Source organism: Microbacterium sp. JZ70, from assembly GCF_053903225.1.
Window position 1 is genome coordinate 3,629,335 of sequence record NZ_CP096405.1, and the last position, 13,155, is coordinate 3,642,489.

At 71.3% G+C, this 13,155-nt stretch carries 9 protein-coding genes; 2 read left to right on the top strand and 7 right to left on the bottom strand.

What is annotated here, in order from left to right; genetic code table 11:
• The first annotated feature begins 112 nt into the window (after positions 1–112).
• Complete coding sequence (locus tag M1D46_RS16705; RefSeq protein ID WP_456286159.1) at positions 113–1,381, top strand: TetR/AcrR family transcriptional regulator; 1,269 nt, start codon at positions 113–115, stop codon at positions 1,379–1,381.
• Here the strand turns inward: M1D46_RS16705 and M1D46_RS16710 are convergent, their stop codons facing one another.
• From M1D46_RS16710 to M1D46_RS16735, 6 genes are read right to left on the bottom strand one after another with little or no spacing between them, the layout of a single operon-like run.
• The gene (locus tag M1D46_RS16710; RefSeq protein ID WP_456286160.1) at positions 1,382–2,365 is read right to left on the bottom strand and encodes an ornithine cyclodeaminase family protein; all 984 of its coding nucleotides are present in this window, start codon (positions 2,363–2,365) and stop codon (positions 1,382–1,384) included.
• Complete coding sequence (locus tag M1D46_RS16715) at positions 2,362–3,573, bottom strand: amidohydrolase family protein (protein WP_456286161.1); 1,212 nt, start codon at positions 3,571–3,573, stop codon at positions 2,362–2,364. The genes M1D46_RS16710 and M1D46_RS16715 overlap by 4 nt, the downstream gene beginning before the upstream one ends.
• Positions 3,570–5,114 carry an ABC transporter substrate-binding protein gene (locus tag M1D46_RS16720; RefSeq protein WP_456286162.1) on the bottom strand — a complete coding sequence of 515 codons (1,545 nt, stop codon included), beginning with the start codon at positions 5,112–5,114 and terminating at the stop codon, positions 3,570–3,572. Before M1D46_RS16720 ends, M1D46_RS16715 begins: the two co-directional genes overlap by 4 nt.
• A 24-nt stretch (positions 5,115–5,138) precedes the next feature.
• A complete protein-coding gene (locus tag M1D46_RS16725; RefSeq protein WP_456286163.1) occupies positions 5,139–6,737 on the bottom strand; it encodes a dipeptide ABC transporter ATP-binding protein in 1,599 nt (532 codons plus the stop codon).
• On the bottom strand, positions 6,734–7,618 hold the full coding sequence (locus M1D46_RS16730) for an ABC transporter permease (protein WP_456286164.1): 885 nt from the start codon (positions 7,616–7,618) through the stop codon (positions 6,734–6,736). The genes M1D46_RS16725 and M1D46_RS16730 overlap by 4 nt, the downstream gene beginning before the upstream one ends.
• Positions 7,615–8,532, bottom strand: coding sequence for an ABC transporter permease (locus tag M1D46_RS16735; RefSeq protein WP_456286165.1), 918 nt, complete (start codon positions 8,530–8,532; stop codon positions 7,615–7,617). The genes M1D46_RS16730 and M1D46_RS16735 overlap by 4 nt, the downstream gene beginning before the upstream one ends.
• 182 nt (positions 8,533–8,714) lie before the next feature.
• Between M1D46_RS16735 and M1D46_RS16740 the strand changes: the two genes are divergently transcribed.
• Positions 8,715–9,407: a GntR family transcriptional regulator gene (locus M1D46_RS16740; RefSeq protein WP_456286166.1), complete on the top strand. Its 693-nt coding sequence runs from the start codon at positions 8,715–8,717 to the stop codon at positions 9,405–9,407.
• Between the two features lie 3 nt (positions 9,408–9,410).
• On the opposite strand, the gene M1D46_RS16745 is transcribed toward M1D46_RS16740, so the two are convergent.
• Positions 9,411–13,139, bottom strand: a complete 3,729-nt coding sequence (locus tag M1D46_RS16745; protein ID WP_456286167.1) for a proline dehydrogenase family protein — start codon at positions 13,137–13,139, stop codon at positions 9,411–9,413.
• Positions 13,140–13,155 lie beyond the last annotated feature (16 nt).

The window sequence follows — 13,155 nt, forward strand, 5'->3', positions numbered from 1 at the left end:
CTCTTCTCTCGTCTGCACCGACGAACGCGCCCAGCGTACATGAAAAACGACCAACTGGTAACTGAACCTCGACCGATCGGTAACCGAAGTACGATGGAAGCCGGGAGGGCACGTGCAGACCACAGCCGACGCGAGCCGCGGGGCCCGCACCCAGCGCACGCGCGCGGCGCTCGTCGATGCGGCGCTCGCGCTCTTCACTCAGCGCGGCTACCGCGCCGTCTCCCTCCGCGAGATCGCCGCGGAGGCCGGCGTCAGCCATCCCGCGCTGCTCAAGCACTTCTCAGGCAAGGAGGAGCTCCTGCGCCTCGTGCTCGAGCGGTTCGACGAGGACAGGAGCGACGAGCTGCTCGACGACCTCTCGTCGAGCTCAGCCGGGGAGCTGCCGTTCTCGGCGATCGCGCGGCGGAACGCGCGCACGCCCGGCTACCTCCCCCTCTTCTCCTCCCTGATCGGCGAGGCCTCCGCCGCGGCGCATCCCGCGCACGCCGCGCTGCGGGACCGCGCGCACGCGTTCCGCCCCCTCGCCGCCGCGACGATCGAGGCGGCCCAGGCGGAGGGCCTCGTGGGAACGGACCGCGCCCCCGAGGCCGAGGCCGTGCGCCTCATGGCGGCGTGGGACGCCCTCCAGGTGATCGAGCAGTACCTTCCCGACCGCGCCGACGTCGTCGCGGCGCTCGAGCGGCACGAGAGCCTCCTGTCGTTCCCGCTCGGCTGGCGCGACCCCGACGACGGGGCGCCGGCGAGGCACCCCGAGACGCCGCAGATGCCGCCGCTCGTCCCGCCGCCCGTCGAGGAGACGGGGTACCGATCAGGCCGCGCCCGACGCGAGCGCATCCTCGCCGACGCGACGACCCTGTTCTCCCGCGAGGGCTACGGCGACACCAGCCTGCGCGACATCGCGGAGCGCGTGGGCGTGTCGAAGTCCGCTCTGTACCATCACTTCCCCTCGAAGGACGCCCTGCTGCTCGCGGTGCTCGAGGAGCGCGACCGCCGCATCGACCGGGTGGTGGGCTCGATGTCCGGCGACCTGCCTGCCGACGTCATCCGAGGGTTCGCGGATGCCGCGGCCGCGAACGAGCGCGACGAGCCCGGCCTCATCGAGGTCTACGCCGTCATCTCGTGCGAGGCCGTGCCCGCCGACCATCCGGGGCACGCGTACGTCGCGCACCGCTACGCGACGGCGCTCGACGGGTTCGAGAGCATGTTCCGTGCAGCTGCAGCGACCGGAGACCTCCCGCCGCATCGCGACCCCGCGCATGAGGCGCTCTGGGTGCTGGCCCTGTGGGACGGACTCCAGTACCACTGGCTCTACGATCGCGACGGTGTCGACGTGGCCGCGCAGCTGCGAGCGCATCTCGCCGACGTGCTGCCGCCGCGCTGATCAGGCCCCCAGATCGACCTCCCACCCGACACCGCGGAGGCGGGCGGAACGGATGAGCAGGTCGGCGATCGCCAGGTCCTGTGCGCCGATCCCGACGGAGTCGAAGAGGGTGATCTCCTCCGCGTCGATGCGTCCTCGCACACGTCCTGCGATCGCCTCTCCGATCGTCCCGACGACGTCGCCGAGTCCGATGGCGCCTTCCTCGACGGCCATCAGGAGATCGCCCGACTTCGACTCCGCTGTGGCGCGATCGTCCACCCAGAGCGAGCTGCGGCGCATGGTCTCACCGTCGACCTCCCGCTCGTCAGCGCGCGGACGTGCGCCGACGACGTTGAGATGCTGACCCGGCCGAAGCCAGCCGCCTTCGACGATCGGCTCGATCGACGGCGTCAGCGTGCACACGACGTCGGCCTCGGCGAAGACCGCGCGCACGTCGTCCACGACGGCGATCTCGCCATCCCACTCCGCCGTCGCTGCGAGCGCCTCCGCCGAATCTCTCGTGCGCGACCACACGACGAGACGTTCGAACGCGCGGATGCCCTGGAGCTGCCGGACATGCTCGCGAGCGAGCGCTCCTGCCCCGACGAGACCGAGTCCGCGACTGTCGGGGCGCGCGAGCACGTCGGTTGCGACCGCACTGGCGGCTGCGGTGCGCACGCGCGTGGGCACACCCCCATGCACCAGCGCGACAGGCTCGCCGTCCTCGCGATCGACGACGAGGATCATCGACCGCTGTGTCGGCAGACCGCGCTCGGCGTTGTCGGGCAGGTCGGCGAGCAGCTTCACCGCTGCCGTCCCTGTGCTGTCCGACACCGCGGACATGAGGATGTAGCGGCCTGTCGCGGCCGCTGTCGCCATCGATGTCGGCCCGGGCTGGGCGGCGCGCCCGGTCGCGATCTCGGCGAACATCCGCGACACGGCGTCGACCGTCGCCGGGCGATCCACGAGCGCCTCGAGCTGCGACGCCGTCAGCACGAGGGTCACGCGTTCACATCCACGAGTTCCAGCCCGTCGGCGACGACGGTCCCCGCTCGCAGCACCGTGCGGTCCGCGGGACGATCCATCACGGCCGACGTGACGGTCTCTCCCGCGATCAGCACCAGGTCGGCGGGGTCGCCGACGGCGACTCCCGGCCGGTCCTCGATCGATCCGAGACGTGCCGCCATGCCGAGCACGGAGCGCCCGCCCATCGTCGCGACAGCGACGCAGTGCTCGATATCGACGTCGCGGCGGAAGCCGTTCGTGAACGCCATCTGCCAGGTTCTGTCGAGCATGTCCGCGTTGCCGTACGGCGCCCAGTAGTCCCGCTGCCCATCCTCACCGAGACCGAGCCGGATGCCGTACTCCGCAAGCAGCAGCGTCGGCAGGGCCGAGGGCGGAGCGACCGTGGCCCACGCGATGTCCCATTCGGCGAAGTCCTCGAGCAGGCCGCGGAGCTCGCGCTCGGGGAGCCGAGCGAGACCGTACCCGTGCGAGATCGTGACGCGCCCTCGCAGATCGAGGGCCTTCACGCGCTCGACGATCAGCTCGGCGGAGAACTTCGCCAGCTGATCCGGCTCATGCAGATGCACATCGATGGGGGCGTCGTGGCGCTGCGCGATGTCGAACACGATGTCGAGATGCCGCACAGGGTCCCGGTCGAGCGCGCAGGGGTCGATGCCTCCGACGACGTCCGCGCCGTGCGCCATGGCGCGGTCGAGCAGCTCGGGCGCACCGTCTTCGCGGAGAAGTCCCGCCTGCGGGAACGCGATGATCTCGACGTGGGCGCGCGCCGCGTGCGCGGCCTTCGCGGCGAGGACGGCATCGAGACGCTCGAGGCCGCAGTCGACGTCGACCTGCGCGTAGCTGCGCACGCTCGTCGTGCCGTGCGCGATCATCCGCCCGAGGGTCTCGGTCGTGCGCCAGACCATGCTCTCCTCGGCATCGCGCCAATGCCGTCGGTCGTTGAGCATCATGTTCCAGACGCCGGGAGATCCCGTGTGCGGACGGAACGGCAGTCCGATCCGGGTCGAGTCGAGGTGCACGTGCACGTCGGAGAACGACGGCAGGAGGAGGCGCCCGCGACCGGCGACGCGGTCGCCGCCGATCGCCGAGCCCGCGGGAAGGATCTCGGCGATCACGCCGTCGCGGACGATGACGTCTGCCGGCTGCGCGCCCCACGGGCGGACGTCGGCGAGGATGGTGCTGCTCACTGGAAGCTCGTCTCCGAGAAGTCGTAGAGGCCGTCGGCGCGCGGTTCCCACTCGAGTGCCGGGTCGGCCGCGAAGTTGTTCATGGGCACGTAGAGGGGCACGAAGTATCCCTGAGAGTTGCTGTAGTCGAGAAGCTCCGCGAACACCGCCTCGCGGTCCGCACCCGTCACCCCTCGCTGCTCGACGGCGAGCTCGGCCGTGACAGGATCCTGCGCGTAGTTGTTGTTCCCATCCGCCTCGTAGAAGTCGGTGAGCGGCAGATCGCCATCCACCGTCGAAGGAGCCCACGTGTTGAGGTAGATGCCGGCGAACTCCCTGTTCCGCACCTTGAGCGTGTGGCTCTCCTGGTCAGCGCCCGTCATCTCGACGGAGATGCCGACATCGGCCAGGTAGCCCTGGATCGTCTGCGCGACCTCAGCGGAGAGCGGGATGCGACCATCCGTCGCGTAGTCGAAGGCGATCGTCTCGCCGGCGTACCCGGCCTCGGCGAGCAGCTCCTTCGCTCGCGCGGGGTCGTACGGCGTTCCGGAGACCTCCGCGGAGAAGCCTTCGACCGCGGGAGCGAGCATCGCCGTCGCCGGCTCCGCGAGCCCCAGGAGAAGGCTGTCCGTGATCGCCTCGCGGTCGATGGCGTACGCGATCGCCTGCCGGACGCGCGCGTCCGCGAGGACCCCCGACGTCGAGTTCATCCCGAGGAAGACGACCCCGTTCGACAGCGCCGAGAACACCTGCGCGGATCCGCTCGATTCGACAGAGGACACCTGCGTCGGACCGACCTGCGCCACGTCGAGAGATCCCGACAGGACGCCGTTGACGCGCGATTCGTCGGATGACACGGGCTGCAGCGAGATCTCCTCGAGCGCGGGGGCCTCGCCCCAGTACGCGTCATTGCGGACGAGCTCGTAGGCCACGCCCTTCTGCACGCGCTCGAAGACGTACGGTCCCGAGCCGATCGGGTCCTGCGCGAACGCGTCGGGTCCCATCTCCTGGTACGTGTCCGCCGGGACGATCGAGATGAGCGAGGTGTTGCGCGGGAATGCCGAGAACGGCTGCTTGAGGTGGAACCGCACGGTGAGCTCGTCGACGGCCTCGACCGAATCGACCGATGAGAGGTAGGCGAAGTTCTCGCTCGTCGGGTCTCCGAGGATCGCCTCGTAGGAGAAGACGACGTCGTCCGCCGTGATCGCCTCGCCGTTCGACGCGGTGACGCCCTCGCGGAGCGAGAAGTCCCACTGCGTGAGCTCGTCGTTCGACGTCCACTCCTCGGCGAGCTTGGGCTCCATCGCACCGTCGGCCGTGATCTTCACGAGCTGATCGAACGTGTGGAAGAACACCGAGAGCACGACGAGCGCGCCAGAGCGGATGGGATCCATCGAGGTGGGGTCAGTCGGGAGCGCGGCGACGATCGAGGTCGCGGCACCCTCCGCGGCAGCGTCGGACGGCTCGTCGAAGCCGCCCGCGCATCCGGCGAGGACGACTCCGCCGATCGAGAGCAGGGTGCCGGCCGCGAGCGCGCGACGGCGGGAAGGCGAGACGGTCATGATGATCCTCGTTTCGGGGGGGGGTCAGGATGCGGGCGAGGTCTCGATGCGCGGAATGGCTTCGAGAAGGGTGCGGGTGTACGGATGGCGGGGGTTTCGGAAGATCTCGTCGGCCGGCGCCTCCTCGACGATCCGACCGCCCTGCATCACGACGACGCGGTCGGCGATGTTCCGCACGACCCCCAGGTCGTGGGAGATGAAGAGGTACCCGAGTCCGTGCTCCCGCTGCAGCACGTCGAGGAGATCGAGCACCTGGGCCTGGATCGATACGTCGAGGGCGGACACCGGCTCGTCGAGCACGAGAAGCGCTGGCCGCAGAGCGAGGGCCCGCGCGATGCCGACCCGCTGACGCTGTCCTCCGGAGAGCGCGCCGGGCAGCCGGGCGGCGAAGGACCGGTCGAGACCGACATCGGAGAGAAGGGCGAGCACGCGCTCACGGGTGTGCACGCCCCGGATGCGGAGCGGCTCCGCGACGATCTCGCCCACGGTCATCCGCGGGTCGAGCGCGGAGTACGGGTCCTGGAAGACGATCTGGGCGCGCTCGCGCTCGCCGGCGTTCCGACGGGCCAGCGGGAGCGCGACACGGCGTCCTCCGAGTGAGACGGTGCCGCTCGCGGCAGCGTGGATGCCGAGCACGGCACGGGCGAGCGAGGACTTGCCGCAGCCCGACTCGCCGACGACGGCGACCGTCTCGCCTCGGTCCACGCGCAGACGCGCGCCGTCGACGGCCCGCACGGGCGCGGCTCCTCGCCGCGGCGGCGGGTACTCCACGACGAGATCGTCGACCTCGAGCGCGGAATCCCGGGTCGCCGCGGCACGCGCCGGGCGGTCGGGCTCGTGCGCCTCGGGACGCGCGCCGAGGAGGCGCCTCGTGTAGTCGTGGGCCGGGGCGAGAAGCACCGCGCTCGTCGGCCCCTCTTCGACGAGCGAGCCGTGGTACATGACCGAGACCCGGTCGGTGTTCTCGGCCACGAGGCCGAGGTCGTGGGTGATGAGCACGAGGGCCGACCCCCTGCGCTCGCGCACGTCTGCAAGGAGTGCCATGACCTGGGCCTGCACGGTGACGTCGAGCGCCGTGGTCGGCTCGTCCGCGATGAGCAGCAGAGGGTCGTGTGCGACGGCCATGGCGATCATCGCCCGTTGGCGCATGCCTCCGGACCACTGGTGCGGACGCGCCCCGGCCCGCTCGGCGGCGTGGCGCACGCCGACCGATTCGAGCAGCTCGACGGCGCGCTCCCGTGCCTGCCTGCGCGTGAGCTGCGGCGCGTGCACGCGCACCGCGGTCGCGATCTGCGACCCGACCGACCTCAGCGGGTTGAGCGCCGACATGGGGTCCTGAAAGACCATGGCCGCCGTGCGACCGCGGAGCACCCGCATCTCCGACTCGGCGAGGGCGGTGATGTCGCGCCCGTCGAGGATGATGCGCCCGGATACGAGGCGGACCCCGGCCGGCAGGAGGCCGAGCGCCGCGAGCATCGTGAGGCTCTTGCCGGAGCCCGATTCGCCGACGACGCCGAGAGCCTCCCCCGGTCCGACTCGGAGCGAGACACCGTCGACAGCGAGGCGCGGCCCCTCCGGTCCCGGCACCTCGATTCGGAGGTCGTCGATCTCAAGCACGCTCATCGCATGCCTCCCTTCCGGAGGAGCGCACCGCGGCTCTCCGCCGTGAACTGCTGGCTGAGGAACTGCACGCCCGCGACGGCGAGGAACATGACGAGGCCGGGGAGGACCGCGACCCACGGATCCGTGCCGAGGTACTTCTGCCCGTCGAAGATCATCGATCCCCAGCTGGGCACGGGCGGCTGCACACCGAGCCCCAGGTACTCGAGGGACGACTCGATGAGCACGATGGTGGCGATGTCGGTCGCGGCGATGATGAGAGTGTGCGGCCAGATGTTCGGGACGACGTGGCGCACGAGCACCCACACGGTGTCCGCGCCCTGCGTGAGCGGCGCGACGACGAAGTCCTGCCTGCGGAGCGACGAGGCGACGTTGCGCGTGACGCGTGCATAGCCGACCCACCATGTGCAGCCGAGCACGACGATGACGAGGCCGGCACTCGGCCGGAGCACGGCGCAGATCGCGATGAGCAGGAGGACGACCGGCATGGCGAGGGTGACGTTGCCGACGACGGAGACGAACGCCTCCAGGCGGCCCCCGAAGTACCCCGCGAGCATGCCGGCCGCGGACCCGATGACGGCATTCATGCACACGATCGCGAGTGCGATGCCGAGCGTCACCCCCGAGGCGAGCGACACACGGTCCAGCAGGTCGCGGCCGAGCGCGTCGGTCCCGAGCGGATGGCCCGGGTCGGCGAAGGGCGGGACGAGCGCGGCGCGCAGATCCTGCGCCATGGGGTCGAAGCCGGGCAGGAGGGGCGGGATGGCCGCGAGCAGCGCCACGAGCGAGATCATGACGACCCCGACGACAGCGGAGGGATGGAGGGCGAAGCGCGGGGGCGCAACCACGGCAGACGCCGCCGCGGGCGAGGCCTGGGCCGTCATGCGAGGGCCGTCCGCGGGTCGATGCGGTGGACGAGGACGTCGACCAGGGTGTTGACCGCGACGAACATCAGGGCGACGAACAGCAGGCCCGCCTGCACGATCGGGAAGTCGCGCTGGCTGACGGCGTCGGTGAGCAGCTGGCCGAGGCCCGGCCACGCGAAGACGACCTCGACGACGACAGTGCCACCCAGAAGACCGCCGAGGTTCAGCCCTGCCATGCCCAGGACGGGCAGGAGCGCGTTCGGGAGCATCTGCGTGAGGAGGATCGCTGCACGACTCTGGCCCTGCGCGAAGGCCGTCCGGACGTAGTCCTGAGACGCCTGCTCGCTGAGCGCGGCGTCGAGGAGGCGGAGGTACATCACGAACTGCCCCGTCGCGAGCGTCACGACGGGCAGCACGAGGCTCGCCGGGCTCGTGCGACCCAGGGACGGAAGGACGGCGAGGGTCACGGCGAAGACCAGAACGAGCAGGAGGCCGAAGAAGAAGTCCGGAACCGACTGGCGGAGGGCGCCCGCCCAGCCTGCAAGCGCCCTCAGCACGCGGCTGCCCGTCAGCTGGATGGCCAGCGCGACCGCGAGAGCGAGCGCGATGCCGGCTGAGAACGACCAGAACGCGAGTTCGAACGTCGCGGGAACCCGCTCCAGGACGAGACCGATCGCCGGCTCCCGCAGACGGTAGGAGTCGCCGAAGTCCCCCGTGAGCAGGCCGCCGAGGTAGTCGAGATACTGCACGACGAGCGGCCGATCGAACCCGAGCGATGCGTTCATCGCGGCGACATCGGCGGCGGATGCGCTGTCGGGCAGCAGGAGCGCTCCGGGCTCGCCGGTTGCACGGCCCAGCACGAAGGCGATCGTCACCACAGCGACGAGCGTCGCGAGCGATGCGCCCAGTCGGCGGACGAGGAAAGCGGTCATGCGAAGGACGCTAGGGGACGCCTCCGCACCATCCGCCCCGTTTAACACGCTCGTCATGCAACCCTTACGACCATGTGACAATTGAATACCAAAACGCACTCTTAGACAGGCGCTGGCGCTACTAAGCAGGGTTTGGCATTCAGAATGGCGTTCGAGGCAAGAACCCGTGCGATGATGAGGGCATGACCGAGAGGGAGCTCGCGACGCCCACGCGCATCGCGCATCGCCTGCGCGAGCAGATCATCACGGGCGAGCTCGCCATGGGCTCGAAGCTCAACGAACGGGAGATCGCCGAGCAGCTCCGCGTGTCCCGGGTCCCGGTTCGCGAGGCACTGCCCATCCTCGAGTCGGAGGGCTTCATCGTCTCCCAGCCGCGGCGCGGTGCCGTCGTGCACACCTTCACCCTCGTCGACGCGCGGGAGCTCTTCGACCTGCGCCGCCAGCTCGAGCCGCTCGCGGCGGAGCTCGCCGCCCGCAGATCCGCGGAGGGCGCCGACACCTCGGCGATGGTGCAGGCGCTCGACGTCGCGCACGCAGCGGCCGCCCCGCTTCCCCCCTCCACGCGCAACTCGGACCTGCACGAGGAGATCATCAAGCTGGCGGGTCACGCGCTCCTCGAGCGGGTGAGCGGGCTGCTCAACGGGCGCGTCCGATGGCTGTTCCGGCTCACTCCCGAGCGCGACACCGCGTCGATGTGGGACGAGCACAGAGAGATCGTGGACGCCATCGTGTCCGGGTCGGCAGACCTGGCGTCGATGCTCGCAGCCGCGCACGTCGAGCGCGCTCGCATCGAGTCGCTGCCGCTTCTCGAAGGGCGCCTGCCGGCGACTGCGCCTGCCCCGCGTCGGAGACGATCAGCCCCCGCGCCGCACTGAGCGTCAGATCACGTCGGAGAAGCGGTCGTCGGGATTGCCGAAGCGGTGCGCCGTGATCGAGATCGACTGCTCGCGCAGGAACGGCAGCAGCTCGAGGCGCCCGGCCGTGGTGACCTCTCCCGCATAGACCGCGAGATCGGGATCGCCCTCGACGCGTGCGGCGAGCGCTCGATGCAGACGCTCGACGCTCTCGCGCGATCCGACGAGGCGCGCGCGGGACGGCCGCTCGCGTCGGATCCCGAGGATGTCCTCCGAGGTCGGCACCGCCGCGTCGTCGGCCTCCTCCTCGGAGACGTCTCGAGCCTCGCCGCCCTCGAGGGCCTCGTCGGCGGGCGCGGCTCCGGCCATCCGCTCGATCCACTCCGCGTCGCTCTCGACGAAGACCGGCACGTCGAGCTCGCCGAGCGCACGGCGCACGGCCGCCGGGAGCCCCGACGGCACGCTGAGGGAGAACCAGTCGGCGGCTCGGACGCCCGCGATCACGACCCGCAGCACGGACTGCCACGGAGCGTCGGCGGTCGCGCGGATCGCGACAGAGGCCGCACGGTAGCGGAAGAGGTTGCGCTCGATTCCGAGCCGCGAGACGTCCTTGACGCGGCCGAACTCGCGGTCCCACGCGATCGCGTCGGACAGCGCGCCGCGCCGCAGCCACTCGAACTCGTCGTACGACAGCGAGGGCTGCGCGGCCTCGATGAGCGCGGCGATGCGCGTGTCGAGCCCGCGCAGGTGCAGCGACTGCGACGACGGGCCTCCGCTCGTCGCGCGCCACGATCCGAGGCCGACGAGGTAGTTCGGCCCGCCGGCCTTGGCGCCCGCTCCGACCGACGAGCGCTTCCAGCCGCCGAACGGCTGCCGCTGCACGATCGCGCCCGTGATGCCGCGGTTGACGTAGAGGTTCCCGGCCTGCACGGTCTCGAGCCACTGCTCGAGGTCGTCGGGGTCGAGCGTGTGCAGACCGGCGGTGAGACCGTAGTCGACGGCGTTCTGCAGCTCGATCGCCTGCTCGAGGCTCGGGGCGTGCATGATCCCGAGCACGGGCCCGAAGAACTCCTCGCGGTGGAAGCGCGAACCGGGCCGCACGCCGATCCGGATGCCCGGTGTCCAGTAGCGGGCATCAGCGTCCTCGAGACGGCGCGGCTTGAGGAGCCACGACTCCCCCTCCTCCAGCTCGGTGAGCGCCCACGCGAGCTTGCCCTGCGGCTCCTCGATCACGGGCCCCATCTCGGAGAGCGGGTCGTGCGGCGGTCCGACGCGCAGCGACCGGGTGGCGTCGACGAGCTGCCGTGCGAAGCGCCGGGAGCGGCCGACCGGCCCGACGAGGATCGCGAGCGATGCGGCAGAGCACTTCTGCCCGGCGTGGCCGAACGCGCTGCGCACGACATCGGCCGCAGCGAGGTCGAGATCCGCCGACGGCGCCACGACGATCGCGTTCTTGCCGCTCGTCTCGGCGAGGATCGGCAGATCGGGGCGCCACGACCGGAAGAGCCGTGCCGTGTCCCACGAGCCCGTGAGGATCACGCGCTCGACGGCGGGATGCGAGACGAGGCGCTGCCCGAGCTCTGGCTCGTCGAGCGCGACGAGGGCGAGCGCGTCTCGGGGCACGCCCGCGTCCCAGAGCGCCTCGGCGACGACCGCCGCGCAGCGCCGCGACAGGTGCGCGGGCTTGAAGACGACGCCCGAGCCCGCGGCGAGCGCGGCGAGCACGCCGCCTGACGGGATGGCGATGGGGAAGTTCCAGGGCGGTGCCACGACCGTGACGGCCGATGGCTGGAAGACGGCCCCGGCCACCCGGTCGAGCTCGCCCGCGTTCGCGGCGTAGTAGTTCGCGAAGTCGACGGCCTCGCTCACCTCGGTGTCGGCCTCGGCGAGCACCTTCCCGGTCTCCGACGCGGCGACCTCGATGAGCTCGGCCCGCCGCGCCTCGAGCGCCCGGGCGGCACGGCGCAGCACGGCCGCGCGCTCGGCCGCGGGGCGCGCGCCCCATTCCCTGCCCGCCGTGCGCACGCGCTCGACGATCTCGTCGAGCGCGCCGGCGTTCGCCACGTGCGACGTCGCGACGGTGTCGGCTCCTGCGCGCGAGTCGGGAATGCGGGCGAGGATCTCCCGCGCCCATTCCCGGTTCGCGGCCAGGGCGGGATCGGTGTCCGGGGTGTTCCGGAACCCCGGCGCGCCTGCCGCCGCCGCGCTCTCCTTTCTCGCGAAGACGGCGGTCTCGACCCAGTCGTCTTCGAAGCCCGCGGCCGACGCGGATTCGCCGGCCGCGATGTCGAGCACGACCTGCGTGAGCTGGCCATCCCCATCCGACGCCGCGTCGCCCGAGCCGCCATCGAGGTCCGCGTCGTCGGCCCGCCGCTGCCCACGGCGCGGCTCGCGCGCGAGAGACGTGTCGTCGGCTCGGCGCACGGCGCCCGCGAAGCGGTTCTCCTCGCGCGCGAAGAGCGTCTCGTCCTCGTGCAGCGAGAAGGCGGCCGACAGGAAGTTCTCGCTCGACGCGTTCTCCTCGAGACGCCGCACGAGGTAGCTCACGGCGACGTCGAACTCGTCGGGGTGCACGACGGGGACGTAGAGGAGCACGCGCCCGACCTCGCGCGAGACCGCCTTCATCTGGCCCTCGGCCATCCCGAGGAGCATCTCGAACTCGACCGCATCGCGCACCGACCGCTCCCCCGCGAGCAACCACGCGTAGGCGATGTCGAAGAGGTTGTGCCCGGCCACCCCGATGCGGACGGCCTGCGTGCGCTCGGGCGAGAAGGCCGCCCGCAGGCAGCGGATGTAGTTCGCATCGGTGTCGAGCTTGGTGTCGTACGGCGCCTGCTCCCACCCGTGCAGAGTCGCGTCCACCCGCTCCATCGCCAGGTTCGCGCCCTTGACGAGACGGATCTTGATGGGAGCGCCGTCGCCCTCGACGCGCGCGGTCGCCCAGTCCGTCAGGCGGTCGAGCGCCGGCAGCGCGTCGGGCAGGTACGTCTGCAGCACGATCCCGGCGTGGTAGCCGTGCAGTCTCGGGTCGTCGAGCACACGCTGGAAGACCGCGATGGTGAGATCCAGGTCGCGGTACTCCTCCATATCGAGGTTGAGGAACGTGCCGTTCTTCGCCGCGGAGAGGTACAGGGGCAGGAGCCGCTCGGCGACGAGCTCCACGGTCTCGTCGAACGCCCACATCGAGAGGCGGCTCGCGATCGCGGACACCTTGACCGACACGTAGTCCACGTCGGGGCGGCGGACGAGATCGTGGATGCCCTCGAGGCGACGGCGCGCCTCCTTCTCGCCCAGCACGGCCTCGCCGAGAAGGTTGAGGTTGAGCCGCGCGCCCTTCTCGCGGAGCTTCTCGATCGCCGGCCCGAGCTTCTCCGGCCGCGCATCGACGATGAGGTGCCCGACCATCCGCCGCAGAGCGGCGCGGGCCGCCGGGACGACCGCGATCGGGGCGACGGGAGCGAGGACGCCGCCCGCCTGCACGGCGCGGCGGAGGTACCAGGGCAGGAAGCGCGGCGCCTTCGGGGCGATGCGGGCGAGCTGCGACGCCGCTGCCGAGAGGCTCTCGGGGCGCATGACCCCGTCGACGAAGCCGAGCGTGAAGGGCAGGCCGTTCGGATCCTGCAGCACGCCGGCGAGCCGCTTCGCGGCCGGATCGACCTCCGCCTCAGCCGCCTCGTGGACCCAGCGCCGCGCCAGCGCGACGGCGCGCTCGACCAGTTCGTCCGTGCCCTCGGATGGTGTCTGCTCGGCCATGCGCTCAGCCTACGAG